The organism is Streptomyces flavotricini (assembly GCF_020639365.1).
Taxonomy (GTDB): Bacteria; Actinomycetota; Actinomycetes; order Streptomycetales; family Streptomycetaceae; genus Streptomyces; species Streptomyces flavotricini.
In genome coordinates, this window is the sequence record NZ_JAINUL010000001.1 from 7,889,323 (window position 1) to 7,914,419 (window position 25,097).

General features: G+C 74.0%; 20 protein-coding genes. 8 read left to right on the plus strand and 12 right to left on the minus strand.

Annotation, left to right across the window (positions count from 1 at the left end):
* Both K7B10_RS36075 and K7B10_RS36080 read right to left on the minus strand, forming a co-directional pair.
* Window positions 1–1,335 (minus strand): DUF4139 domain-containing protein (locus K7B10_RS36075; RefSeq protein WP_229343243.1); only part of this gene is annotated, 1,335 nt, incomplete at its 3' end.
* 72 nt (window positions 1,336–1,407) lie between these two features.
* Entirely contained in the window at window positions 1,408–2,880 is a 1,473-nt protein-coding gene (locus K7B10_RS36080) for a glycoside hydrolase family 15 protein (RefSeq protein ID WP_229343244.1), read from the minus strand.
* Window positions 2,881–3,046: 166 nt separating this feature from the next.
* Here K7B10_RS36080 and K7B10_RS36085 point away from each other — a divergent pair, with 166 nt between their 5' ends.
* On the plus strand, window positions 3,047–4,636 hold the full coding sequence (locus K7B10_RS36085; RefSeq protein ID WP_229343246.1) for a DUF6056 family protein: 1,590 nt from the start codon (window positions 3,047–3,049) through the stop codon (window positions 4,634–4,636).
* 41 nt (window positions 4,637–4,677) lie between these two features.
* Here K7B10_RS36085 and K7B10_RS36090 read toward each other — a convergent pair whose 3' ends face one another.
* Window positions 4,678–6,180 (minus strand): FAD-dependent oxidoreductase, encoded by a 1,503-nt coding sequence (locus K7B10_RS36090; protein ID WP_229343248.1) that lies wholly within the window; start codon window positions 6,178–6,180, stop codon window positions 4,678–4,680.
* A 675-nt stretch (window positions 6,181–6,855) separates the two neighbouring features.
* On the opposite strand from K7B10_RS36090, the gene K7B10_RS36095 reads away from it, so the two are divergent.
* Together K7B10_RS36095 and K7B10_RS36100 are read left to right on the plus strand one after the other, a co-directional pair.
* Window positions 6,856–7,140, plus strand: coding sequence for a hypothetical protein (locus K7B10_RS36095; RefSeq protein WP_229343250.1), 285 nt, complete (start codon window positions 6,856–6,858; stop codon window positions 7,138–7,140).
* A 406-nt stretch (window positions 7,141–7,546) separates the two neighbouring features.
* Window positions 7,547–7,876, plus strand: coding sequence for a lytic transglycosylase domain-containing protein (locus tag K7B10_RS36100; RefSeq protein ID WP_229343252.1), 330 nt, complete (start codon window positions 7,547–7,549; stop codon window positions 7,874–7,876).
* Here the strand turns inward: K7B10_RS36100 and K7B10_RS36105 are convergent.
* The 7 genes from K7B10_RS36105 to K7B10_RS36135 are packed head-to-tail and all read right to left on the minus strand — an operon-like array spanning window position 7,821 to window position 14,227.
* Window positions 7,821–8,843 carry a transketolase family protein gene (locus tag K7B10_RS36105; protein ID WP_229343254.1) on the minus strand — a complete coding sequence of 341 codons (1,023 nt, stop codon included), beginning with the start codon at window positions 8,841–8,843 and terminating at the stop codon, window positions 7,821–7,823. The two genes, K7B10_RS36100 and K7B10_RS36105, sit on opposite strands and share 56 nt — an antisense overlap.
* Window positions 8,840–9,772, minus strand: coding sequence for a transketolase (locus tag K7B10_RS36110; RefSeq protein ID WP_229343255.1), 933 nt, complete (start codon window positions 9,770–9,772; stop codon window positions 8,840–8,842). Before K7B10_RS36110 ends, K7B10_RS36105 begins: the two co-directional genes overlap by 4 nt.
* Window positions 9,769–11,124, minus strand: a complete 1,356-nt coding sequence (locus tag K7B10_RS36115) for a DegT/DnrJ/EryC1/StrS family aminotransferase (RefSeq protein ID WP_229343257.1) — start codon at window positions 11,122–11,124, stop codon at window positions 9,769–9,771. The genes K7B10_RS36110 and K7B10_RS36115 overlap by 4 nt, the downstream gene beginning before the upstream one ends.
* Window positions 11,121–11,477 carry a hypothetical protein gene (locus tag K7B10_RS36120; protein WP_229343259.1) on the minus strand — a complete coding sequence of 119 codons (357 nt, stop codon included), beginning with the start codon at window positions 11,475–11,477 and terminating at the stop codon, window positions 11,121–11,123. Before K7B10_RS36120 ends, K7B10_RS36115 begins: the two co-directional genes overlap by 4 nt.
* Complete coding sequence (gene lysX / locus K7B10_RS36125; protein ID WP_229343261.1) at window positions 11,474–12,343, minus strand: lysine biosynthesis protein LysX; 870 nt, start codon at window positions 12,341–12,343, stop codon at window positions 11,474–11,476. The genes K7B10_RS36120 and lysX overlap by 4 nt, the downstream gene beginning before the upstream one ends.
* On the minus strand, window positions 12,340–13,440 hold the full coding sequence (locus tag K7B10_RS36130; protein WP_229345685.1) for a M20/M25/M40 family metallo-hydrolase: 1,101 nt from the start codon (window positions 13,438–13,440) through the stop codon (window positions 12,340–12,342). The genes lysX and K7B10_RS36130 overlap by 4 nt, the downstream gene beginning before the upstream one ends.
* Window positions 13,441–13,456: 16 nt before the next feature.
* Entirely contained in the window at window positions 13,457–14,227 is a 771-nt protein-coding gene (locus K7B10_RS36135) for a 2OG-Fe dioxygenase family protein (RefSeq protein ID WP_229343263.1), read from the minus strand.
* A gap of 150 nt (window positions 14,228–14,377) precedes the next feature.
* Between K7B10_RS36135 and K7B10_RS41050 the strand changes: the two genes are divergently transcribed.
* Window positions 14,378–19,654 (plus strand): MupA/Atu3671 family FMN-dependent luciferase-like monooxygenase, encoded by a 5,277-nt coding sequence (locus K7B10_RS41050; protein WP_267501543.1) that lies wholly within the window; start codon window positions 14,378–14,380, stop codon window positions 19,652–19,654.
* Window positions 19,651–20,172, plus strand: coding sequence for a flavin reductase family protein (locus K7B10_RS36155; protein ID WP_229343265.1), 522 nt, complete (start codon window positions 19,651–19,653; stop codon window positions 20,170–20,172). Before K7B10_RS41050 ends, K7B10_RS36155 begins: the two co-directional genes overlap by 4 nt.
* Window positions 20,173–20,198: 26 nt before the next feature.
* On the opposite strand, the gene K7B10_RS36160 is transcribed toward K7B10_RS36155, so the two are convergent.
* The gene (locus K7B10_RS36160) at window positions 20,199–21,200 is read right to left on the minus strand and encodes a helix-turn-helix domain-containing protein (protein ID WP_229343267.1); all 1,002 of its coding nucleotides are present in this window, start codon (window positions 21,198–21,200) and stop codon (window positions 20,199–20,201) included.
* 313 nt (window positions 21,201–21,513) lie between these two features.
* Here K7B10_RS36160 and K7B10_RS36165 point away from each other — a divergent pair, with 313 nt between their 5' ends.
* Complete coding sequence (locus K7B10_RS36165) at window positions 21,514–21,708, plus strand: hypothetical protein (protein WP_229343269.1); 195 nt, start codon at window positions 21,514–21,516, stop codon at window positions 21,706–21,708.
* A gap of 47 nt (window positions 21,709–21,755) precedes the next feature.
* Window positions 21,756–22,679 carry a LysR family transcriptional regulator gene (locus tag K7B10_RS36170; protein WP_229343271.1) on the plus strand — a complete coding sequence of 308 codons (924 nt, stop codon included), beginning with the start codon at window positions 21,756–21,758 and terminating at the stop codon, window positions 22,677–22,679.
* Window positions 22,680–22,685: 6 nt separating this feature from the next.
* On the opposite strand, the gene K7B10_RS36175 is transcribed toward K7B10_RS36170, so the two are convergent.
* On the minus strand, window positions 22,686–23,732 hold the full coding sequence (locus tag K7B10_RS36175) for a Fe(II)-2OG oxygenase family protein (protein ID WP_229343273.1): 1,047 nt from the start codon (window positions 23,730–23,732) through the stop codon (window positions 22,686–22,688).
* 164 nt (window positions 23,733–23,896) lie between these two features.
* On the opposite strand from K7B10_RS36175, the gene K7B10_RS36180 reads away from it, so the two are divergent.
* Window positions 23,897–25,081 (plus strand): RNA-guided endonuclease InsQ/TnpB family protein, encoded by a 1,185-nt coding sequence (locus K7B10_RS36180; RefSeq protein WP_229343275.1) that lies wholly within the window; start codon window positions 23,897–23,899, stop codon window positions 25,079–25,081.
* The last annotated feature ends 16 nt before the right edge of the window (window positions 25,082–25,097 follow it).

Below are 25,097 nucleotides of genomic sequence, written 5' to 3' on the forward strand. Positions count from 1 at the left end.
GGGTGGCGGGGCCCCGCCACCCGCCGCGGGCGCCATCGGTGCGGATGCCATCGGGGCGGGGGCGGGGGCGGGGGCGGGCACGGCGAAGCCTCCGCCGCCACCCGGCCTGCCTGCGGCCCGCGATCGGGCGGCCGGTGGCGCGGGGGAGGGTACGGCGGCGCCGAAGCCCTGGAGCGCGACGCCGTCGACGCCGCCGGGGACCGGGAGCGCGGCGGGCGGCGCGCCGTAACCCTGAGGTGCCGGCGGCGGTGCCGAGACCGGTACGGGTACGGGGGGCGGCGGTGGCGGCTGCGGCAGGGAACCGGGCGCGGAGCCGGCCCCGACGGCCGGACGCGCGCCGGCCGTGGGTACGGAGGCCGGGGCCGGCCGGGGGCCGGCCGCCTCGTAGCCGGCGAACAGGTCGGCGAGCCCTGCCGGGGGCTCGCGCCAGCCGGACGGTGCGGGGGCGGGCTGACGGCGTCCGATCCGGAGCGAGCGCAGCTTCGGCAGGTCGGTGCGGCGCCGGAGGTCGGCGGTGGCCAGGGCGATGCGCACGCCGGTCCAGTCCTCGCCGGTGCGCTGGGCGACTGAGGCGCGCAGGAGGAGACGGCCGGAGCCCTCGCCCCGCCGGTGCGTGAGACGGTAGGCCGGCGCCCAGACGGCCCCGGGCACCGCGTACTCCAGCTCCAGCTCCAGCTCCCATTCCAGTTCCGGCTCCCGCTCCGATTCCGGTGTCTCCGGATCAGCGGCGCGGTCGAGCGTCAGCACCGCGCACACCGTGGTCTCCACGTGCGCCGCAGGCGCATCGGTGGAGGCGCGGGCCAGCCTGTCCGCGGCGACGGAAAGCTCGTGCTCGACGAGGCGGCGGGCCTCCTCCAGTTCGGCGAGACGCGCGTGCAGTCGTGTCAGCCGGGCGTCGACGAACTCGGCGAGCTCCAGCCACGCGTCGACGGGCGTACGGCGGTGAGGGTCCCCGCGCCTGCGCTCCGGCGGCACCGGACGCAGACCCCTGACCTCCTCGATCAGAGCGAGTTGGCGCTCCAGGCGGCCCTGCGCCGCGGCGCACTCCTCGCGCAACCGCACGACCTCGCGGCGCAACGCGTCGGGTACGCCCGCGCCGAGGGGCTCGGCCTCGACCTCCACCCGGGCCTCCGTGACGCGCACTCCGGGAGCGTTCAGGACACGGGCCCGCAGGGAATCCGGGTCCAGGGAGCGGGGCAGTCCGCTCACCCGCAGCCGGGTGTCCAGTGGCACGGTGCCGCGAGCCAGGCGGCGGCAGACCGCCCCCTGCGCGTACACCACGACCGAGTCGAGGGTCGAAGCCCACGTCCGTGCCGTCTTGTTCGTCTGTGTCATGTGCTCCGCCCCCGTCGCGCCCGTGCTCGGCGAAGCCTACGCCCGCGGGCGCGCGGGTCGCTCCCCGGCCGTTCACGAGGGCGGTGTGGGGAGCCCCTTGCCGTCGAGCGCCACCAGGGTGAGCACGGTGATCGAGCCCGTCCATGCCAGCGGCGCCACCGATGACGGCCTGCCCGTCGCGTCCACCTTCTCGGGCAGTTCACCGAGCGGGTTCCTCTTGGAGAGGACCCAGTCCAGGACCTGCCGCGCCTTCGCCGGCCTGCCCGTACCGGCCCACGCGAGGGCGAAGAACGAGGTACTGGGCGTCCAGGCGTTCCCACCCCAGGGCGCGGTGCGGTCGTTCCCGGGCGTGAGACCCCCGTTGGGCAGCAGAAGTGCCTGGTAGGTGGCGACGAGCGCCCGGGGCAGGTCGGCCGGAGCCGTGTTGAACGGAGGCGCCATGAAGGCGGCCGCGCTGTCGCGGCCGTGCTGTCCGTCGACCGTGCGCTGATAGCCGAGGGGGGCGAACTTCTCGGCTATGCCCGCGGAGAGCCGCCGCGCGGCAGCGGCCCAGCGTGCCGCGTCGCCCGGCCGGTTCAGTTCCCGGGCCAGGTCCGCGGAGGAGTTGAGCCCCGCGAGCAGGGGCGCGGCCGTACCGATGTTCGTCGTGGCGGTCATCAGCTCCCAGTAGTCCGGGGAGGCCGGAGGCAGCCCGTCCGCCCGCAGGGAGGCCGCCGCGTGGTCGGCCGCCTTGCGGATCATCGGGTACAGGCCGGCCAGCCGCGCCCGGCGCGTGGTCCGCGGGGCCGTCTGGTACCACTGCCAGGCGGACCAGGGGACCCAGCCGTTGGCGTCGAGCTGCCAGCGCCTGCCGTCCGGCGGCCCCGAGCCGTCGAGCCTCGTGCGCGCCTCCCAGGTACCGTCCGCGCGCTGGGTCGCGGCGCTGTAGCGCAGGATCCGGTACGCCTCGGCCTCGTGGCCCGTGTGCGCGAACGCGGCGCAGGCGAAGCTGGAGTCGCGGGGCCAGGAGTACATCCAGCCGGGGGACCAGCCCGCCGCCATGGCGCCGTTCGGCCGGAGCAGGGCGCGCATGGTCAGCAGGGCCCGCTCGGCCGCCGCGCGCTGCGCGGGCGAGCCGCCCGGCACCCGGCCCGCGGCCAGCCAGGCACCGCTCTGCGCGATCTGCTGCCGGGCCGCCGGATCACCGGCGGCCACCACGACCGACGCCGTCCTGCCGTGGGGTACGTACTTCCACCGGCCGGACGCCAGTCGCAGTACGTTGCTCCGCCCCATGTACCCCGCGCCCTGGGCGGTGGCCGGTGTGATGCCCTCGGTGGCGGCCGTGTTGGAGAGGAGCCCGACGGTGGGGGCGCCGAGCACCGACAGGGGCGCGTAGCTGCCCACGGCGTCGACCGGACTCCGGTGGCCCACGGGCCTGACGAGGAACACCGGCCGCCGTGCGTCGGTGTGCCCGGCACCGGCGGGTCCCGCGGCCGACAAGGGGAAGGCGACGCACGCGGCGGCCGTCGTGACGGCCGCCCAGCGAACGAGCCGGACAGCAGGCATCACCGCTCCCTCCGTCCGGCTTCCGCGCGTGCGGAAGCCCGGAGTCCCCATCGTGGTCGAGGCTTGCGGGGCCCGCACGGCACGCCCGCCACCCGGGTGACCCCGGATGCCGGTCGGCGACACACCATGCACATTGGTGTGACCGGACCCGGCGAAGGAATGGTGAATGAGTACTGCGTCGAGCGAGGGCGAAGGCGAAGGCGAAGGCGAGGGAGAGGGCGAGGACAAGGGCGAAGGTGCGGGCGCGGGGCGGGCGAGCGGCCGCCGTCCGCTCGTCCGCCGTCCGCTCGTCCGCCGGCTCCTGCTGGGCGCGGGCGCGACCCTGGTGGCGGCTGCGGGAGCCCTCATCGCCGTCGGGTGCTTCCTGGGGCTCTACGTACGGCCCACGTCGGACGACTGGTGCGCCGCGTGGAAGTCCCGTGACCTCGGAGTCCTCGGGATCACGTCCGACTTCTACACGACCCAGAACGGGCGGATCACCAACGCCTTCCTGAGCGGCATCGTCTACGGCGACGGGCTCGCCGGAGTCAAGGTCCTGCCCACCGTCATCGCCGTCACCTTCACGGTCGGTCTCGTCCTGCTCGGCCGCGAGTTCCTCCGGCTCCTCGGCACGAGACCGGGGGTGGTGACGGTGATGGCGCTGACCGCCTGCTCCCTGGCCGTCCAGGCACTCGTCTACTACGCCGGCACCCGCAGCTACCAAGTACTGCTGTGGGCACCGGCCACCATTTCCCACACCATCCCCAGTGTCATCGGGGTGTGGGCGATCCTGCTGGCGGTCTGGACCGTGCGCCGGCCCCGGGCCCCCGCACGCGCCGCCGGATTCGCCGCCGCGTTCGTCATCGCGTTCGCGCTCGGCACCCTGAGCGAGCCGTTCGCCCTCGTCAGCGGCCTGCTCGCGGTCTGCGTCGGCCTGCTGGCCCTGCCCCGGGCGGGGCTCGCGCGGACCTGGCGCACCTTCACCTGGTGCGTGCTCTGGTGCGCGGGACTCCTGTGCGGTCTGATCGTGCTCTACACGTCCCCCGGCGCCCGGTGGCGCCGCGCCCAGCAGCCGGACCGGGAGTCGATGCTCTCCGCCGGCGAACTATCGGACACCTTCCAGGACTGGCTGCGCATGTGGGACGCCGTCACGGGCCAGTGGGCCTACCTCGGCGCCGTCGCCGTCGGCGTCCTCCTCGGCCTGGGGGCGGGGCTGCGCACCCCCGCGCTCGCGGCGTGGAGGAGGCACCGGTCCGTGTCGCGGCCGATGCTCGCCGCCGTGTTGCTGCTGCCCGTACCGGTGGTGGTGCTCGGCTCGTTCGCGGTGGTGCTGGGCCTGCGCAGCGGGTACGGGCCGACCGGATGGACGTACGCCCGTACGTGGACGAACTACCTCGTGCCGATGGAACTGGCGCTGTGCGGCTACGGCGCCCTGCTGGGGGAGCGGGCCGGACGGTCCCTCGCAGGCCGGCGGAACGCGCCGGCGGTCGTGTCGGCGGCCGTCACGGCCGCGGGTGCCCTGGCGCTCGCCGCGCTGGCCGCGCTCGTCCCGAACGTCCAGCAGCTCACCACCGCCACGGTCACCCGCGCGGTGGCCTGGGACGCCCAGAACGCCCGCATGCGCAGCGCGGCGGCGCAGGGCGCCACCGACCTCGGGTACCGGCCCCTGTACATCGGAAGCCTGGCCGAGCCCTTCTTCACCTCCGACTACGAGCGGGACTGGGTCGCCGGCTGTCTCTCGAAGTGGTACGGCATCGACCGCATCCACCGCCTCTGAGGGGTGCGGGCGACGGCGGCGCCCCGGCCGGGGCACCGCCGTCAGAGCGCCGGACTGCCGAACCAGCGGCCCGCGGCCCGTTCGAACCCTGCACGATCGGGGTGGCGTTCACCGGCCCAGGCGACCACGCCGTCGGGCCGGACCAGCACGGCACCCAGCCCGAGGTCGTCGGCGGCCGGACCGGCGGCATACCGTATCCGGCCCTCCCAGCGACGGGCCGAAGCGTGCAGGGGCCGGGCAGTGCCGAAATCGAGCGCGACGCCCCGTCCGTCCTGCATCAGCTCGCCGAGGCGAGTGCCGGCCTCCAGAAGGAAGTCCGGCGCGTCGCGGCCGACGAGCGGATGTTCGCCGCCGAGGTCGTGGCGGATCCACGATCCCGACAACTTCCCGAACACGTAGGTCGTCCCCTCAGTGGTCCCGATCAGATCGCGGACCACACCCTGGAGGGCCCGGCCGTGCGCGTCCGGCCGCATGATCGCCACCTGGGCGCGCGACCAGTCGAGCACCGCCGCGCCGATCGGATGGCGCTCGCCGGCATACGTGTCGAGAAGCCCGTCGGGCGCGTGCCCGTGGACGGTCGCCGCCAGCTTCCAGCCCAGGTTCACCGCATCGCCGATGCCGGTGTTGAGCCCCTGCCCGCCGAGGGGGGAGTGGATGTGAGCGGCATCGCCCGCGAGCAGGACGCGCCCTTGCCGGTACGTCGTCGACTGCATCGCCCGGTCGGTGAAGCTCGAGGCGGTGTGGACCTCGGTCAGCGTCACGTCGGTGCCGGACACACGGCGCAGTACGGCCTGGAGGTGCTCGCGCGTCGGCTGCTGCGAGCGGTCGAACGCGCCGCCGTCGAAGTCCATGACGCCGATGTGCCCGTCGATGGGCATCCGGATGTACATGCCGGTCGGCGTCAGGTTGAACCCGTGGCGCAGCTCCTGGAGGCCGGCGATCGTGGCATGCATGGTGTAGCCGGTGAACTGCGGCTCGGTGCCGACGAATTCGAAGCCCGCGAGCCTGCGCACCGTACTGCGTCCGCCGTCGCAGCCGACGAGCCAGCGCGCCTCGTACGCCTCCGCGCCGGCCTGCGCGACCACGCCCTCATCGTGCCGGGTGACGGCCGAGACCGTGACGCCGCGCCTGACGTCCACCCCGAGCTTGGCCGCCCGCTTGGACAGGACCGCCTCGACCTCCGCGAGGTTGGTCATCACGAGTCCCGGTGCCGGGCTCGGCAGCCGGTACGGCAGGGCGGCGCCGTCGAGCTTGGCCGGGTCGAGCATGATGCCGGCGAAATGGCCACCGCGGCGCGGGACGGACGGCCCGTTCGCGCCTTCCGTGAAGCCCGGAGCGATCGGCAGGGAGTCGAGCATCCCGCGCCGGTAGAACGCCTCGACCGATGCGGCGGACAGGCCCCGCATCCCGAGGGGGGCCGCCCTCATCGCGGAGCCGGGCTCCGGCTCCCGCTCGAGGACCAGGACGGAACAGCCCGCGAGTCCGAGCTCGCAGGCGAGGGTCAGACCCACCGGCCCGGCCCCCACGATCACTACGTCGTGCATGACGGATCCCCTTCCCGAAATCGCGGCCGGGGCGGACGCCCGGCCGGACCTCTCGAAAGGTGTCAGCCCCCACCGACGCGGGACCGACAGCCCCCGACACACCACCGACACCACGGAATCCCGTCGGACCCCGGGCGCAGGACAGCCCTTTACCCGGCGGGGTCCGACCCGGACCGGGCGCGGGTCCGGTCGTGGAACCAGGCGGCCGCCCCCCCACCAGCACCGCGACCCCCACCCCGTACAGGGGCAGCCACAGGGTCGTCGTGGCCGCCAGGCATTCGGCGACGGCCTTGCGGGCCTGGTCCTGCCGTACGAACTCCAGGGCCGCGGGGTCGTTGCCGGACAGGTTCCCCACAGCGGCCTCCACCTGAAGGGCCTCGTACCGGCCCTGGAGCGCGCACCGGCTGCGCGTCCCCGGCATCGGGAACACCCCCGGGGCGCCGTGCCGTGCGGACGCCGGCGCCCCGCCCGGATGGCCGCGCCCTGGGCTGGTGGCCGCGCTTCCCGGGCTGATGGCCGAGCGCCCCGGGACGTCCGTGCCTCGCGGTCACGCCGGTGTCCGCGCACGCTGGGGGGGGAAGGACCTTCCGGGCGCCGTCCGGCACCCCCCTTCCACCCGGCCCGGGCACAGCCGTGGCCGGGCCGGGTCACCATCCCGGAAAGCAGGTGCGTCCCATGCGTACGTCCACCCGCGTTGCCGGTGTCCTCGCCGGCCTCGCCCTGACCCTCACCCTCGGCGGCGCACTCGCCGCCCCCGCCGCCCAGGCGGACATCCCGGCCTGTGTGCAGATGGCAGGCCAGGCGAGTGCCGGTGGCAGCGCCGGCGACGCCGTCACAGCGGCGTGCACCCGAGGGGTGAGCGGGGACCTCCAGGGCTGCGTGAGCGGCCTGACCGCGGCCGGGGTGCCGGGCGGAGCTGCGAACGGCGCCTGCCGGCTGGCCGCCCAAGAACCCCGATGAGGGCCGGGCCGTCGACTACCAGGGCCTCCTCGATGGCCCCCCGAAGGGGTACGACCGATGACGTTCGGTGAGATCCGGGTGCCCCGGGGGTGACCCGCCCCATAGGGCCCACATCACATACGAATGGCGATAGTAGATTTCCGGGGGCCGGGTACCGCGTCCTCGTACCCGCTCCCACCTGGACGGATGCCTCGGTGCGCCCCCGCGGACGGCAGGGCCGCCACTGCGAAGGCCGCTAGTAGGGCGGGTCGTTGCCAGGGGGTCGGGGCGTCTGTAGAACTGGATGAGTCGCCGGGCGGCACGGGTGCTTCACCCCGCCGCCGACGAACCCCTCTCCACCGCGTGAGTGGCTCACGCATGCCTCAGGCATGCCGCGACCCCCTTGTCCCCTGTGGAAGGCTCATCCGTGTCGAACTCCGTCATCCGCCGCATCGCCGCTTCGAAGAAGACCCTCGCGGGCACCGTCGTCGCCCTGGGCGTCGCCGGTTCCATGCTCGCCACGGTCCCCGCCCAGGCGGCCCCGACGAGCGCCAAGGCGATCGCCCAGCAGATGATCAAGGACCCGGCGCAGTTCGCGGCCTTCGGCCGCGGCGGATCCGCGCGAGGAGCCGCTAACGCGCTGCCCGTCCCTCCTGGCAGCAACAACATCAGCGCTGCGATGGCACCTATCCAGGGGCCGCTCATCGCGGGGCGGCGGCCAGCCGGGCCGCCGCCGCGGCGATCTCCGCCGGGTTGATGCCGGCCAGCTCCAGCAACTGCCGCTCGTCGGCGACGTGGTCGAAGAACCGGTCCGGCACACCGATCCGGTGCACCCGGCACGGCGCCTCCTGCGTCACCACCTCGCAGACCGCGGCCCCCAGGCCCCCGGCCACCAGGTGGTCCTCCACCGTGACGATCCCGCCGGTCTCCCGCGCCGCCGCGAGCACGGCCTCCCGGTCCAGCGGCTTGATCGTGTGCATGTTGAGCACCCGGGCCGAGACTCCCCGCGCGGCCAGTTCCCGCGCCGCCTCCAGCGCCATCGACACCGGGTACGGGCCCGTCGCCACGATCGTGACGTCCGTACCCGCCCGCAGCTCGCGCGCCTTGCCGACCGTGAACTCGTACGGCTCCTCGTGCACCAGCGGCGTCGCCGCCCGGCCCAGCCGCAGGAAGAGCGGCCCCGGCAGGTCCGCCGTGGCGCGCACCGCGTACTCGGTCTCCACCGCGTCCGCCGGCACCACCACGGTCAGGTTCGGCAGCGTCCGCAGGATCGCCAGGTCCTCCACCGCGTGGTGCGTGGGCCCGTAGTGCCCGGCCGACAGCCCGGCGTGGGTCGCCACGATGCGCACCGGCAGGTTGTTCCCGGCGACGTCGATCTTCACCTGCTCGCAGGCGCGGGCCGCCGCGAACCCCGACAGGGTGTTCGCGTACGGCAGCAGCCCGGTCGCCGCCAGCCCCGCCGAGACCCCCATCAGGTTGGCCTCGGCGATGCCGACGTTGACGTACTGCGACGGCAGCTCCTCGCCGAACAGCGTCTCCAGGCCGCCCATGTCGGAGTCCACGCAGATGATCCGCGGGTCCGTCCGGGCCAGCTCCAGCAGCGTGCGGCGGTACACCTCGCGCGCGGCGACTCCGTACCGCTCCTGCCAGGTCGGCTCGGCGGCCTGAGCGGCTCCGGCGGCCCCGGGCAGCTGCGCGGCCGTCTCCGGCATCGTGGCGGTCATCGTGCCCTCCTCGCGTTCAGGCCGGTCAGGGCCCGCTGGAACAGCCGAGGCGTCAGCTGCACCGAATGGGACTTCTTCTTGCCCTCGAACAACGGCACCCCGCGGCCCTTGACCGTCCGCGCCAGCACCACGGTCGGCCGCCCGGCGCTGTCCGGCAGGGCCGCGAACACCTCGCGCAGCGCGCCCAGGTCGTGGCCGTCCACCTCCGCCACCGCCCAGCCGAAGCTGCGCCAGCGGTCGCCCAGCGGCTCCAGGCTCACGCACTCCTCGGTCGAGCCCGAGATCTGCAGCCCGTTGCGGTCGACCACCGCGACCAGGTTGTCGAGCCCGTGGTGGCCCGCGTTCATCGCGGCCTCCCACACCGAGCCCTCCTGGAGCTCGCCGTCGCCCAGCAGGGCGAAGGCCCGCCCCGGCCGGCCCGTGCGGCGCAGGCCCAGCGCGACCCCCGAGGCCAGCGACAGGCCGTGTCCGAGCGAGCCGGTGGGGAACTCCACTCCGGGCAGCCGGCGCAGCGGGTGCCCGGCGAGCCTGCTCCCCGGTGCGCCGTACGTGGCCAGCTCGGTCCGGTCGATGAACCCGCGCTGGGCCAGCACCGCGTACAGGGCGGCGCTCGCGTGTCCCTTGCTGAGCACGAACCAGTCGCGGTCGGCCCAGTCGGGCTGCTCCGGCCGCAGCCGCAGCACCTCGTGGTACAGGACGGTCAGGACGTCGGCCGCGGACAGGCTGCCGCCGACGTGGGTGCCGTGCGCGGTGGTGCCCATCCGCAGGACGAGCTCGCGCACCTCGTGCGCCAGGTCCGCCAGGTCCGCGGGACCGGCCGCCCCCGCCGGAGCGGCCCCCGCCGGAGCGGCCGTCGTCGGAGCGGCCGTCGTCGGAGCGGCCACCGTCGGAGCGGCCGTCGTCGCGGGCGGTTCGAGCAGGGTGCTCACGCGCTCTCCTCAGGGGTGTTGACCGCGGCGTGCCACGGCGGGCGGTACTCCATGGCCCGCGCCAGCGGCAGCAGGTCCTCGATCCGGTCCCAGACCTTCTCGAAGGCCTCCGCGCACCGGTCGAGGACCGGGCCCGCCGCCGGGTTGAGGTGGATCCGCTGGATCGTCAGCGAGTCCTCGATCACGGCCAGCGAGACCGGGAACTCGTGGATGTCGTGGCGCGGCCGCGCCGCGCCCTCGATCCGCCACGGGTAGCCGCCGAAGCCGGACAGCTCCCGGAAGGCCCGCTGCCCCGGCAGCGGCACCACCTGGTACGGGGCCACCGGCACGCCCTCCGCCTTCAGCGCCCGCTGCAGCACCGCGCGCAGCGCCCCGTCGCAGACCTCGGGGTGGCCGAGGCCCGCCGCGGAGAACCGCAGCCTCAGGATGTGCCAGGCGTGCGTACGGTCGGCGGGGACCTGCGGGGCGAGCAGCCCCGGCAGCCGGCCGATGCGGTCCAGGAAGGACTCCACGTTCTTGGCGCGCAGCGCGTGGTACTCGTCGAGGCGGGCCAACTGGCGCCGGGTGAAGGCGGCCTGCACCGCGCTGAGCTTCTCGTTGCCGGCCAGCACCCGCGAGATGTAGTCGCGGTCCTTGCCGGCCCGCAGGTCCTCGCCGAACTGGCGGCGCAGCACGATCCGCTCGTACAGCTCCTCGTCGTCGGTGGTGATCAGACCGCCCTCGCCGCAGGTCGGCAGGTTCTTGACCACGTTGAGGCTGGTGGCGTTCACATCGCCGATCGAGCCGGCCCGGCGGCCCTGGTACTCGGCGCCCTGGGCCTGCGCGGCGTCCTCGATCAGCTTCAGCCCGCGGCTGTCCGCGAGGGCCCGCAGCGCCGTCATGTCGGCGGGCAGGCCGTGCAGGTGCACCACGATGATCGCCCGGGTCCGCTCGGTGACCGCCGCGGCGGCCGCCTGCGGGTCCATCGTGAAGGTGACCGGGTCCACGTCGACGAAGACGGGCACCAGCAGCCGCTGCACCACCGGGATCGCGGTCCCGATGAAGGTCAGCGCGGGCACCAGCACCTCGGAGCCGGGCTCCAGGTCGAGCGCGGCCAGCGCCAGCTCCAGCGCCGCCGTCCCGTTGGAGACGGCCGCGCAGTAGCGGGTCCCGGTGTACGCGGCCCAGTCGCGCTGGAGCGCGGACACCTCGCCGCGTCCGGCGTCGTTGGAGGTGAACAGTCCACCGTCCAGCACGCCGCGGACCGCGGCGTGCTCCTCCTCGGTGATCACCGGCCAGCCGGTGAGCTCCTTGCCCATGTCCTGCCGGCGCAGCGTCTTGGCGCCGCCGAACATCGCCAGTGTGCCGCTCATGTCGTCACCAGACCGCTCTCGTGGGGATCGGGCAGACCGGCCGGAGCCGGTGCCACGGTGGTCAGCGCGAGGAGTACGAGCCCCTCCCGCTCGGGCAGCCGCACGCGCTCCAGCTCGTCGCGTCGGGTCACCGGCACGCGCAGCCGTACGGACGCACCCGCCGGGATCGCGGCGGTCTCGGGGTCGGTTCCCCCGGCGAAGTGCAGCCACAGCGTCACCTCGGCGGGCGCGGCGGCGCGCACCTCCAGGTGCAGCCAGTCGTAGCGGCCGCGGGGCAGTTCCAGCATCCGGCCGTCGAAGGGCACCGGGCCGGCCAGCGGGAGGGGGGCCAGCCGGCCGGTCGCGGGGCTCACTGCGCGTCCCAGACGGCGAGCCGGGCCATGACGTAGTCCACGTACGCGCCGACCAGGTCGGTGCCCAGCACCTCGATCGCCCCGTGGAACTCGGGCGTGTGGTTGACCTCGTTGACGACCATCCGGCCGTCCTTGTGCTCGATGACGTCGACGCCGAGGACGCCCTCGCCGATCGCCTCGGCGGTCGCGGTCAGCAGCTTGACCAGGTCGTCGGTGAGCGGGCACACCTCGGTACGGCCGCCGAGCGCCGTGTTGGTCCGCCAGTTCTCGGAGATCTTGTAGATCGCGCCGACCACCTCGCCGCCGAAGACGTACGCCTTGATGTCGCGGCCCGGCTTGTCGATGTACTCCTGGACGTACGTGATCTGGTGGTGCGGGCCGGGCAGGGCCGCCCGGTGCTCGAAGATCGCCTCGGCACCCTCGTGGTCGTGCAGCCGGGCGCCCATCCGGCCCCAGGAGCCGGTCAGCGGCTTGACCACGGCCGGGTAGCCGAAGTCGTCCAGGGCGTCCAGCGCCGCGTCCGGGACCAGCCCGACCATCGCGCGCGGGGTGGGCAGTCCGCCCTCCCGCAGGGCGAGGGTGGTCAGCAGCTTGTCCCCGCAGAGGTTGATGATCCGCGAGCTGTTGAGCACCGGCACGCCCAGGTGCTCCAGCAGCCGGCTCGCGTACGCGTTGCGGGTGTGCGAGATCTCCCGGCTGAGCGCGCCCCGGTAGGGCAGTGCGCCCGGTCCGTCGAGCTGGAACGTCAGGCGCCGGGTGTCGAGCTGTTCGAACTCGATGTCCCGCTTGCGCAGTTCGGCCAGGAGCAGGCGCTCCTCCAGCCGTACGCGCGAGGTCAGTACCGCCAGCGGTCGTCGTGTGTTCACGGCGTGCCGCCTCCCATTCCGTTGAGGGCACCGGTCGTGGTGCGCAGGGCCACCGACTGCGCCAGCCGCGGCAGCGCCGCCGTCAGGACGTCGATGGCAGTGAGGTATTCCGGCAGAGCGATGTGCTCGTCCTCGGTGTGGCAGTAGCGGGAGTCCCCGGGGCCGTACGCGGCCGTCGGCACCCCCCAGACCGGGCCCACCACGTTCCAGTCGGCGGTGCCCAGCTTCAGCTTCGCCGCGGGTCGGGCGCCGCTCTCGCGGATCGCGGCCGAAAGGGCCTTGACCACCGGGTCGGTGCGCGAGGACCGCACCGCCTCCACGTGTTCGACGACGGTGATCCGCCGCCCGCCCGCCAGCTCGTCGAGCGCGGCCCGGAAGGCGGCGGCGTCGAAGTGCACCGGCACCCGGCACGACACCTCGATCCAGGCCTCCTCCAGGCCGCCGCCCATGGCGACGACCGAGGGCAGCGCCTGGTCGAACAGGGCGCTCGCGGTCCCGGGCCCGTACCGCTGCAGCAGCCACTCCCGTACGCCGAACCAGAAGTCCGCGACGATCTCCGCGGCCGTCGCCTCGGGCGAACTGGTGTGCGCGGCCGGCTGCTCTGCGGTCATCCGGAACCGGAAGACGCCCTTGTAGCCGATGCCCACGCAGGTGGCCCCGCTCGGCTCGCCGATGACCACGGCGTCCGGGCGCATCAGGCCGGCCAGGTGGCGGGCGCCGACCGAGGTGCGCTCCTCGTCGACCGCGCCGACGACGGTGATCCGCGCGTCGGTACGGTCGGCGAGGCGGGCCGCAGCACAGACCATCGCGGCGAGCGGCCCCTTCGCGTCGACCGCGCCCCGCCCGTACAGGACGTCGCCCGACAGCCGGACCGGGACCTCGCCCGGCACGGTGTCCATGTGGCCCAGCAGCAGCAGGTGCGGCCCGTCCGCGGGGCCGACCGAGCCGTGCACGTTGCCCACGGCGTCGACGTGCGTGTCGAAGCCGAGCCGGTCCATCGACGCGGCGAGGAAGGCCCCGACCGCGGCCTCGGTGCCCGAGACGGACGGGACGTCGACGAGCGAGCGCAGCAGCGCGGTCTCGCCGGTACGGTCCATGGCGCTCACGCCCGCGTCACCCGCCGGCCGCGACGGCCGGGTTGAGGTCCACCAGCAGCATGTCGCGCACCGCCGTGCCGTCCAGCGGGCTGATCGGGGACACCTCGTGCGTCACCCGGGCGTCGTCGACGAACATCGAGTCCAGCGGGTCGAGCAGCGTCAGCCGGACCGGCTCGCCGCCCTCCGGGTGCACCGTCGAGAGCCCGCCGCCGCACCGGTCCCGGCGCAGCAGGTGCATCCCGACGTACGCGTGCCCGTCGCGGTGGCGGCCCTCCGGAGTCGGCTCGCCCTCGCCGCCCGGCTCGGCCAGGATGCGGATCAGGTGGACGCCGACCTCCCAGGAGGTGGTGCCGCTCAGCCGCGCGGCCGCCCGGGCGTCCAGCCCGACCAGCGCCAGCATGCCCTCGTGCAGGAGCACTTCGGGGGCGATCGGCGCGAACACCCGGTCCTGCCCCCGCCACATGTGGATCACGTCCTGGCGGAACGAGGCGTGCGGCAGCGGCGTGAACGAGGCCGTGCCGTCCGCCTCCACCTCCACCCGCAGCCGCCCGTAGCGGCGCAGCCGGAACAGCTTCCCGCCGGGGATGCCGGTGTCCAGCTCCAGGTCCTCCCAGGCCGCGCGGAAATCCTCCAGGGCGTCCGCCGCCAGCAGGTGCCGGATCCGGTCGCGGCGCAGGCAGGTGAAGCCGGCCCGGGCCGTCTCCCGGGCCAGGCCGTCGGCGCAGTCGCCGGCCGGCGGTCGGGTCCGGACTGCCTTGTCCGGCGCGGTCACTCCCGTACTTGTCACGATCGCCCCTTCAGAAATGATGCGTATGACCGGCGATCACGCTGCCGGTCCGGGCCGCGCCGAAGGAGTCCGGATTTCCCCCGACTCCACCGGCGCGCCCGTCCCGGGGAGGCTTCGGGCCAGACACACACGTCGACGAGGAGCCCCGGCATGCCGCGAAACGTCAACGACCGACTGGCACAGCTCACCCCGCAGCAGCGCGCCGCGCTGTTGGGGGAGCTGCGCGCCAACCGTGAGCCGCGGCAGGACAGCGACCGCATCGCCGCCGCCGGCCGCGAGGAGCCCCTGCCGCTGTCCTCCGTACAGCAGAGCCTGTGGTTCCTCGACCAGTGGTCCGACGGGCTGGCCTTCTACAACACCCCGCTCGCGCTGCGCCTGCGCGGCCCCCTCGACGTGCCCCTGCTGCGTTCCGCCCTGAGCACCGTCGTCGCCCGGCACGAGACCCTGCGCACGCGCTACCTCGCCACCCCCGACGGCCCCCGCCAGATCGTCGACGCGCCCGCGCCCGCCGCCCTGGAGCTGCTCGACCTCTCCGGCCTGCCCGCGGCCGAACGCGAGGCGCGCACCCGCGAGACCGCCTCCCGCGAGGCCCGCCGCCGCATCGACCTGTCGGCCGGCCCGATGCTGCGCGCCACCCTCGCCAAGCAGGGCCCCGACGAGCACGTCCTGGTGCTGTCCATGCACCACATCGCCACCGACGGCTGGTCCACCACCCGCATGGTGCAGGAGCTCACCGAGTGCTACCTGGCCGGGCGGGCCGGCCGCGCCCCCGTCCTGCCCGAACTGCCCATCCAGTACGCCGACTACGCCGTATGGCAGCGGGAGCGGCTGGCCGGCGAGGCCGGGGCCCGCTCGCTGGCGTACTGGCGCGAGCGCCTGGAGGGGCTGCCCGCCCTGCAGTTCCCCTCCGACCGGCCGCGCCCCGCCGACCCGAAGTGGACCGGCGCCGAGGTCGGCGCGTACCTGGAACCGGCGCTCCACCGCGACCTGGAGGCCCTCGCCCGCAGCGAGCGGACCCGGCTGCTGCCGGTGGCCGTCGCCGGACTCGCCGCCCTGATGTCCCGCTACACCGGCCAGGACGACATCGCGCTCGGCTCCGTCTTCTCCGGCCGCACCCGCACCGAGTTCGAGCCGCTCATCGGCTACTTCGCCAACACCGTCGTGCTGCGCACCTCGACCGCGGGCGACCCCACCTTCCGCGAGCTGCTGGCCCGTACGGGCGACGCCGTCTCCGACGCGCACAAGCACCAGGAACTCCCCTTCGACCAGCTCGTCGGCGAGCTGCGGCCCGAGCGCGACCAGAGCCGCAACCCGCTCTTCCAGCACGCGGTCTACCAGCTGGGCACCCCCGTGGAGACCGTCCGCATGGGGGACATCGAACTCACCGGCCTGCCCCTGCACATGGGCACCACCAAGTTCGACTGGACGATCGGCCTCTCCGAGCGCTCCACCGGCGGCGTCGACCTGATGACCGAGTACGCCACCGAACTCCACGACGGCGACCGCATCGAGCGGATGCTCGGCCACTACCGCCGGGTCCTGGAGAGCGCCGTCTCCCGCCCCGACGCGCGCCTGTCCGAGCTCGCCGTGCTCACCCCAGCCGAGCACGAGCGGATCCTGGTCCACTGGAACGACACCGCCGTCCCCGTCGAGACCGCCGGCGGAGTCCCCGCGGCCTTCGCCGCCCAGGTCGCCCGCACCCCCGCGGCCACCGCGGTCGTCCACCGGGGCGCCACCCTCGACTACGCGGCCCTGGACCGGCGCGCCAACCGGATCGCCCACCGCCTGCGCGCCCTCGGCGCCGGACCCGGCACCCTCGTGGGCGTCTGCCTCTCCCGCGGCCTCGACATGCCCGCCGGCCTCCTGGGCGTCCTCAAGTCCGGAGCCGCCTTCGTCCCCCTCGACCCCGACTACCCGGCGGCCCGCCTCGGCCACGTCCTCGGCGACGCCCGCCCCGCCGCCGTCCTCGTCGACGCGGACAGCACCGCCCGGCTGACCGCCGCGGCCGCCCTCGCCGAGGGCGCAGGTCCCGTCCTGCTCGACCTGTCGGCCGACGCCCTCGATGACGTCCCCGACACCGACCCGGGCGTCACCGTCGGCGCGCACGACCTCGCGTACGTCACGTACACCTCCGGCTCCACCGGAAAGCCCAAGGGCGTCATGGTCGAGCACGCCCAGCTCCTCAACCTCTTCCGCGGTCTCGACGACCGGGTCGGCGAGCACTCGCCGGGCACCTGGCTCGCGATCAGCAGCATCTCCTTCGACATGTCCGAGGTCGAGATGTTCTGGACGCTGACCCGCGGCTTCAAGGTGGTCGTGGCCTCCGGCCGCCCGCACGAGCTGCTGCGCTCCGCCCCCGCCCCGCGCACCCGCCCCATGGAGTTCGGCCTCTTCTACTTCGCCAGCGACGCAGGTGACGACGCCCCCGGCGGCAACCGCTACCGGCTGCTGCTGGAGGGCGCCAAGTTCGCCGACCGGCACGGCTTCTCCGCCGTGTGGACCCCCGAACGCCACTTCCACGCCTTCGGCGGCCTCTACCCGGCCCCCTCGGTGACCGCCGCCGCCCTGGCCATGGTCACGGAGAACATCGCGATCCGCTCCGGCAGCGTGGTCATGCCGCTGCACCACCCGGTGCGGGTGGCCGAGGAGTGGTCCGTCGTCGACAACCTCTCCGGCGGCCGCGTCGGCATGGCCTTCGCCTCCGGCTGGCTCCACGACGACTTCGTCTTCGCCCCCGAGAACTACGAGGACCGCAAGCAGGTCATGATCGACGGCGTGCAGACCGTACGGTCGCTGTGGCGCGGCGAGTCGGCCACGCTGACCGCCGGCAACGGCAAGGACGTCGAGGTCCGCATCCGGCCCCGCCCCGTCCAGGCCGAACTGCCCGTCTGGCTCTCCTCCGGCGGCACCCCCGCGACCTTCCAGGCCGCCGCCGAACAGGGCGCCAACATCCTCACCCACCTGCTGGGCCAGGACCTCGACCAGCTCGCCGCATCCATCCGGCTCTACCACGACACCTGGCGCGAGAAGTTCGGCACCGAGGGCGGCAAGGTCACCCTGATGCTGCACACCTTCCTCGACGAGGACCGCGACCGGGCCCTGGCCCTGGTCCGCGAGCCGTTCATCGACTACCTGCGCACCTCCCTGGACCTGGTCCGGGTGCTCGGCCAGCGCATGGGCGTGGACGTCGACCCCCGCAACATCGGCGAGGACGACCTCGACGCCCTCCTCGGTCACGCCTTCGACCGGTACGTGCACACCAGCGGCCTGTTCGGCACCCCCGAGGACTGCCTGGAGCTGATCGACAAGCTCTCCGCCATCGGCGTCGACGAACTCGCCTGCCTCGTCGACTTCGGCATCGACGCCGACGACGTACTGGGCGGCCTGGAACACCTCGACCGGCTGCGCGTCCTCGCCAATGCCCCGCTGGGGCAGGCCCGGCAGGCGACCGGGCCGTCCACGAGGTCCGGCCACAACGCCTCCCTCGCCGAGCTGATCGCCGAGCACGGGGTCACCCACCTGCAGTGCACGCCCTCCCTCGCCCAGCTGATGCTCGACGACCCCTCCGGCGCGGCCCGCGAGGCCCTCGGCGGCCTCGACGTCCTGCTCGTCGGCGGCGAGGCCGTGCCCACCGCGCTGGCCCTGCGGCTGCGCGAGGCCACCGGCGCCAGCTTCCACAACATGTACGGGCCGACCGAGACCACCGTCTGGTCCACCTCGTCACCCATCGACGGCGCCGACACCGAGGCCCCCACCGTCCCCGTCGGCACCCCCATCGCCAACACCGCCGTCTACGTCCTCGACGCGCACGGGGCCCCGCTGCCCGTCGGCGTGCCCGGCGAGCTCCACATCGGCGGCGACGGCGTCTCCCGCGGCTACCACAACCTGCCGGAGCTGACCCGCGAGCGGTTCCTGCCCGACCCGTTCCGCCAGGACCGGGCACCCGGCGCCCGCATGTACCGCACCGGCGACCTCGCCAAATGGCTGCCCGACGGCCGTCTGGAGTTCCTCGGCCGGGGCGACGACCAGGTCAAGGTCCGCGGCTACCGCGTCGAACTCGGCGAGGTCGAGACCGCCCTGCGCGACCACCCCGGCATCGGCTCCTGCGTGGTCGCCGCCCGCGGCCCGGCCGGCGCCCAGTACCTGGCCGCCTACCTGGTGGCCGCTCCCGGCCGAGGAGCCCCCGTCGCCGACGAACTCCGCGCCCACCTGCGCGAGCGGCTGCCCGAGTTCATGGTGCCCGCCCGCTACACCGTGCTGGACGCGCTCCCGCTCAACGCCAACGGGAAGGTGGACCGCTTCAAGCTGCCCGACCCGTCCGCCGCGGCCGCGGACGGCCCCGGCCAGGCGCCGGTCACGCCCACCCAGCAGATCCTCGCCGAGGTGTGGCAGCAGCTCCTGGAGGTCCCCTCGGTCGGCATCCACGACAACTTCTTCGACCTCGGCGGACACTCCATCACCGTCATCCGGGCCGTCGACTTCGCCACCAAGCGCGGCGTGCGCATCACCGCCCGCCAGCTCTTCCAGCACCAGACCGTGGCCGAACTGGCCGCCGTCGCCGACCAGGAGGCCGCCTCGGCGTCCACGGCGGGCGCCGTGCCCGCACCGGGCGGCACCCTGACCCTCCTCAAGTCCGGCTCCGGCTCCGCGCAGCTGCCCCCGCTGTTCTGCGTCCACTCCAGCACCGGAACCTCCGCCTCCTACTTCCCGCTGGCCCAGCACCTCGAAGAGGACCGGACCGTCTACGGGATCGACGCCGCGCCCATCGTCCCCGGTGCCCCCGAGGACTCCCTCGACGAGCTCGCGCACCGCTACCGCGACGCGATCCGCGAGGTGCAGCCGGAAGGCCCGTACCACCTGCTCGGCTGGTCGCTGGGCGGCGGCATCGCCTGGGCGCTGGCCTCGCTGCTCCAGGCCGAGGGCGCCGAGGTGGCCCTGCTGGCCCTGGTGGACACCCAGCCCCCGGCCCAGCTGCCGCAGCCGCTCGGCCACGCCGAGTCGGTGTGCGCCTTCGCCGACAGCTTCGCCCTCTCCATGGGCCGGCCTCCGCTGCACACCGACCCGGAGACGGTTCGCGCCCTGCCGCGGGAGGCCGCCTACGAGGCCGTCCTCGGCCGGCTCGCCGAGGCGGGCCTGGTCCGCGACGGGGAGGACGCGGAGATCCTGGCCCGGGCCCGCATGTTCACCGCCATGACCCGGGCGGCCTCCACCTGGCGGGCCACCCCCTACCGCGGGCCCGTGGAACTGCTCGTCGCCGACGACCCGGGCGACCTGGACTGGTTCCGCGAGGGCTGGGAGCGGCACGCCGACGGCCCGGTCCGCACCCGGCTCGTCCCCGGCACCCACTTCACCGTCATGCAGGGCACCGGCGCCAAGGACATCGCCGCCGCGCTCGGCGAACTGCTCCCGGAAAGCCGCCTCGGATGACCGTCATGGAGACCCCGCGGGCCACGCGGCCCGCACTCGACACCCTGCTGCGGTCGGTCTTCCGCCAGCACGCCGCCGGGGTCGCGGTGATCACCGCCCGCGGGGCGGACGGCCGCCCCCACGGGTTCACCGCCACCTCGCTGATCTCGGTCTCGGCCGACCCGCCCGCCCTGGCGTTCGCCGTCTCGAACGGGGCCTCCAGCTGGCCGGCGCTGGCCGCCGCCGAGCACGTCGCGGTGCACCTGCTGGGCGAGGACCAGGCCGCGCTGGCCTCCGTCTTCGCCCGCAGCGGCGCCGACCGGTTCGCCGCGGCCGACTGGTCCACCGGTCCCTGCGGGACCCCGGTGCTCTCCGGGGTCCTCGCCTGGCTGGTCTGCCGGGTGACCGCCCGCGTGCCGGCGGGCGACCACCGCATCGTGGTGGCCGAACTGGTCACGGGGGACCCGGGCCCGGCGGACCGGCTCCCCCTCCTCTACCGCGCGGGCGCCTTCACCTCGCTGCGCGAGCCCCGGGCGTAATCCGGGCGCCCCGGCTCCCGTACGGCCTACTCGTAGGGGAGCCAGCCGCAGCGGACCGCGCGGACGCCGGCCTCGAACCGGCTCCGCGCGCCGAGGCGTTCCATCAGGACCGTCGCGATCCGGCGGGCGGTACGGTGCGAGACCCCCAGCCGCTTGGCGATCCCCTCGTCGGTGTGCCCCTCGGCCAGCAGTCGCAGCGCGGCCTGCTCCTGCCGGCTGAGGCCGTCCTCGCTCCCCCGGGGCTGGACGGCCTCGCCGAAGGGCTGGGCCTGGTCCCACACGCCCTCGAAGAGCGTGCACAGCGCGGTCAGCGTCCCGTGGCCGGTCAGCACCACGGCCCCGGCCAGGCTGTCCTCGCTGTTGAGCGGGATGATCGCGGTCTTGCGGTCCAGGATCGTCATCCGGGTCGGGAGGGTGGCCACCGTACGCACCTGGCCGCCCTGGCCGGTCAGCCAGTTCGCGTGCTCCACCGTCGGCGGGCTGTTGCGGACCGCGTCGACGTAGATGGTGCGCATCACCACGCCGCGCTTGAGCAGGCGCTCGTTCAACGGCCTGGCGGCGGCCATGTTCTCCTCGCTCTGGCCCCCGTCGGGCACGAAGGCCATCACCTCCTGTTCCACCTCGTTGGTGAAACGGGCCAGCCGGGCCCGTATCTCCTCCACCCCGTTGAGGTGCTCCACCCCCGTCTGCGACGCGGCCGGCTGGAGGCCCGCGTACTCCGAGATGAGCTGGGACGCGGCCGCCCGGGAGGCGGCGATGCGCTGGCGGTGCGCCGCGAACTCCGCCTGCTGGCGGGCCAGCAGGTGCTCCAGCCCCAGCTCGGGGCTGACCGCGCGCGGGTGGTCCGGGAAGTCCGCCCGGTCCTGCACCACCAGACACAGCTCGGCCAGCCGCCCCCAGGCACGGCGGATGTCCTCTTCGGTCCAGCCCAGCCGTTTCGCCAACGCGGTCGCGTCGTCCCCCGGATGGGCCAGCATCGTGCGGTAGACGGATTCTGTGGGGCCGTCCAACCCCAATGACTCAAGCACTGGATCCCCCTGCTGAACAGAGCGGACTGGTCGCTCCGCCCTGATCATGCCAAACGACAACCTGCCGATCGAGGGGATGAAACCACCCAGCGAGGCCCCGCGCCACCGTCATGTCGCCCGGTGGACTGAAAGGGCCAGGGCCCAATCAGGCCACCCGGTTTCCCTTCACCTGCACCCACCGCTCGAAGGATGCTTGAGCCACGGCGGAAAACAGCCGCCGCCCAACTCGGCAGAAACCCCCCGAACCACGTCAACCGCGGGACGTGCGAGGGGAGTTCGAGTACCTCACCCCGACTCCTGGATGGGACCGCTCATGCTCCGCGCCCGCTTCGCCCCGATCGCCGCCACCGTCGCCCTCGCCGCCCTGTGCCTCCTGCCCGTCGGCGGCGCCGTGACCACCACGGTCCTCGCCGACGCCCCCGTCCCGACGGGGGTCACCCAGCCGGCCCCCGGCACGGGCACCGGCGGCACCGGCAGCGGCACGGGCGACGACATGGGCTGGGGCTGACCGGGCCGGACACCGAGGCAGCCGGCTCCGAACCCGCGGGAGACCACGTGGACATCCGACAGCTGACGACCTTCCACCGGGTGGCGACACTGCTCAGCTTCACGCGGGCCGCCACCGAGCTCAAGTACGCCCAGTCCAGCGTCACCGCGCAGATCAAGGGACTGGAGATCTCCCTCGGCGTCGAGCTCTTCGAACGCCTCCGCGGCAAGATCCAGCTCACCCCGGCCGGTGAGCGCCTGATGCCGTACGCGGAGCAGATCCTCTCCCTCGCCGACGAGGCGCGGGGCGTGACCGCCGGTCTGGGAGACCCCTCCGGGGTCCTGACCATCGGCACCATGGAGAGCCTGATCTCCTACCGGATGCCCCCGGTCCTGGAGTACTTCCACCACCGCTACCCGCTGCTGCAGCTGGTGCTCCGCCCCAGCCTGTGCGCCGAGACCTGCCACTCGCTGCGCCAGGGCTCCTTCGACCTGGGCTTCCTGATGGAGGCCGAGACGGAGCACTCCGGGGTGCAGACCGCCGTCCTGGGCTCCGAGCCGCTGTCCGTGGTGGCCGCTCCCGGCCACCCCCTCGCCCTGGCCCGTTCCCTCACGACGCAGGACCTGCGCACGGCCGCCGTCCTCGCCCCCGAGGCCGGCTGCGCCTACCGCGAGCTGTTCGAGGCCGAGCTGAACGACGGCTCGGGCGAGCCGGTGTCCTTCCTGGAGTTCGGCAACATCGAGTCCATCAAACGGGGCGTGGCCGCGGGCCTCGGCATCAGCCTGCTGCCGTCGATGACCGTCGCCGAGGCCGTGGAGAGCGGCCAGCTCGCCGTCCTCGACTGGGAGCCGCCCTTCGAGGTGTTCACCCAGCTCGCCTGGCGGCGCGGCAAGCAGCTGTCGCGGGAGATGCGCCTGTTCGTCGAGCAGACCGTCGCCTTCATGTCCGAGTACTACCGGCCGGCGGCCGCGGCCGCCGCGGCGGCCGCCTGAGGGGGCTCACAGGTGGACGCGGCGGGCGGTCGGCGAGGCGCGGTGGCGGATGGTCCACAGACTGCGCCGTACGTAGGTGCGCTGGACCCAGCGGTCCAGCCCGTCGTAGCGGGGCGTGAACACCGAACGGGCGTGCACCCCCTTGCGGTTGTTGACCAGCAGGGCCTGCCCGGGCCGCAGCCGCACCGGCTGCGCCACCGAACGGCAGACCTCCTGGAGCCGCAGCAGCGCCGTGCCGGCCGCTGTGGTCATCGGGCGGACCCCGTTGGCCGCCACGGTGATCTCCGGGAAGGCCGCCGCGCCGCCGATCAGCGGCACCGGATCGGAGAGCACCTCGCGGCCGCCGGCGTGGGCCCGGGTGTAGCCGCCCGGGGCGTTCAGCCGGAACAGCGGGCTCCGCAGCGTCGTCAGCAGGTCGTCGCCGAGGGAGGCCGCGATGTCGCGGGCGTCCGCGTAGTACGTCACGGCCTCGCCGTCGTGGTCGGCGCGCAGGCAGTTCAGCACCAGGAAGTCGGGATTGGCGAGGTCGTAGCGGCCCGCCGGGTCGTGGACGATGTCGCTGTGGAAGTTCAGGAAGGCGCGCGAGCCCTGGTTGGTCTGGGTGTGCTCCCCTCCCGGGACCGGCACCACGTCGTGGACGATCCGGCCGTCCTTCTCGGTGAGCATCCCCACCGGCTCGCCCAGCAGTCCGCTCAGCCCCAGCAGCACCCCCTCGGCGACGAACGTCCCCTTGGCGGGGCTCGGTCCGCCGTCGAGCGGGGTGGGCGGCAGCAGGGCGTCCTGCGGCAGGTTCCCGACCAGCGCCACCCCCGGCGTGTCGGGATGCCGGCCGAAGTCCAGCAGCCGGCGCAGCAGCTCGGTCGGCAACTGGGCGAAGACCTGGTGGCAGCGGGCCGTGGCCCAGTCGAGGTCCGCGGCCGGGTCGGACAGCCGCGCCAGATCCCGGCCCACCGCCTCGCGCACGGAATCGGGCAGGTCCCAGACGGCGAGCGTGGAGCCGCTGTCCGGCCGTGTGCCGAGGATGTCGGCGACGGTCATGGTCATGTGCGTCATCGGATTTCTCCCGGGAAGTCCCGGCCTTCGGGCCGGGGAGGAATGGGTTTCGGACCGGAGCTGCGCAGCAGCGGAGTTCTTCGCGGAAGCCGCTCTGACCTTGCCCACCCGCCGTTGTCAGTGGGGCCGGATGGTTTGATCGAAAGCACGATGGGAGTGATGGCATGAACGGGGCGGGGCACGTCCGGTACACATACCGGCTTCGCGTGTCGTCCACCGGGCTCTCCTGGCTCGGCGCTGAGTGGGCGCGGTGCCGATGGGTGTGGAACGAGTGCGTCGCGGTGTCCCGAAAGCTCAATGGCCTGAACCGGCCCGACGGGCAGAAGGCGGCGTGCGGTCCGGCGGAGCCGGACGAGATGCTGACCCAAGCCCGGCAGTCGATGGCCTGGCTGCGTGAAGGCGCGTCCGTGCCACAGCAGCAGACCATCCGGGATGTCGCGAAGTCCCGTGCGAAGGCGCTGAAGGACATCGGGGCGGGGCTGCCGATGCGGCAGCGGGCCGGTATGCCCCGCACCAAGCGGAAGCGGGAGGCGCTGCCCACGCTGAACTACACGCGGCGCGGGTTCCGCCTGAAAGACGGGCGTCTCCACCTGGCGGGCGGGCTGGTGCTGACAGTGGTGTGGTCCCGCGATCTGCCGTCCGCACCCACGAGTGTGCGGGCGTACCGAGACAGCCTCGGCCACTGGTATGCCTCCTTCGTCGTTGAAGCCGCGACCGAGCCCCTGCCGGCCACGGGCGCGGTGATCGGCATCGACTGGGGCGTTCGCGAGACGGCGACCACCACGTCCGACGAGCACGACCTCCCCCACGCCGAGCACGGGAGGACTGCCGCGAGCAAGCTGGCCCGTTACCACCGGATGATGGCCCGCCGGCGCACCCCGAAGTACACGCCCGACAGCGCCGGATACAAGAGGGCCGGCAGGGCCGCGGCCAAGGTGTCGAAGAAGATCGTCCGGCAGCGGCAGGACACCGCCCGGAAGTGGGCCAAGAGCATCGTCCGCGACTTCGACCACCTCGCGGTCGAGGACTTCCGCCCCCGCTTCCTGGCACGATCGACCATGGCCCGCAAGGCGGCCGACGCCGCGATCGCGGCCGCCAAGACGGCGCTGATCGAGATGGCCCGAAAGCACGGCCGGGCCGTCCACCTGGTCCATCCCGCGCACACCACCATGGACTGTGCACAGTGCGGAGCGAGAGCCAAGCACCGCATCCCCCTCTCCGAGCGAACGTATACGTGCACCGCATGCGGAACGGTGTCCCCCCGGGACAGGAATTCCGCGCGCGTGATGCTCGTCCGGGCTGGTCTCAACCCGGCTGGTGCTGATCTTGTAAGTCCCGGTGTCTGCTAGGCGCCAGGCGAAGTGA

Bases quoted from the DNA above. Each gene is read 5' to 3' on its own strand.
- K7B10_RS36080 (WP_229343244.1), bottom strand. From the start codon at position 2,880: ATGCCTGCTGTCCGGCTCGTTCGCTGGGCGGCCGTCACGACGGCCGCC.
- K7B10_RS36085 (WP_229343246.1), top strand. From the start codon at position 3,047: ATGAGTACTGCGTCGAGCGAGGGCGAAGGCGAAGGCGAAGGCGAGGGA.
- K7B10_RS36090 (WP_229343248.1), bottom strand. From the start codon at position 6,180: ATGCACGACGTAGTGATCGTGGGGGCCGGGCCGGTGGGTCTGACCCTC.
- K7B10_RS36095 (WP_229343250.1), top strand. From the start codon at position 6,856: ATGCGTACGTCCACCCGCGTTGCCGGTGTCCTCGCCGGCCTCGCCCTG.
- K7B10_RS36105 (WP_229343254.1), bottom strand. From the start codon at position 8,843: ATGACCGCCACGATGCCGGAGACGGCCGCGCAGCTGCCCGGGGCCGCC.
- K7B10_RS36115 (WP_229343257.1), bottom strand. From the start codon at position 11,124: ATGAGCGGCACACTGGCGATGTTCGGCGGCGCCAAGACGCTGCGCCGG.
- K7B10_RS36130 (WP_229345685.1), bottom strand. From the start codon at position 13,440: ATGGACCGTACCGGCGAGACCGCGCTGCTGCGCTCGCTCGTCGACGTC.
- K7B10_RS41050 (WP_267501543.1), top strand. From the start codon at position 14,378: ATGCCGCGAAACGTCAACGACCGACTGGCACAGCTCACCCCGCAGCAG.
- K7B10_RS36155 (WP_229343265.1), top strand. From the start codon at position 19,651: ATGACCGTCATGGAGACCCCGCGGGCCACGCGGCCCGCACTCGACACC.
- K7B10_RS36165 (WP_229343269.1), top strand. From the start codon at position 21,514: ATGCTCCGCGCCCGCTTCGCCCCGATCGCCGCCACCGTCGCCCTCGCC.
- K7B10_RS36175 (WP_229343273.1), bottom strand. From the start codon at position 23,732: ATGACGCACATGACCATGACCGTCGCCGACATCCTCGGCACACGGCCG.
- K7B10_RS36180 (WP_229343275.1), top strand. From the start codon at position 23,897: ATGAACGGGGCGGGGCACGTCCGGTACACATACCGGCTTCGCGTGTCG.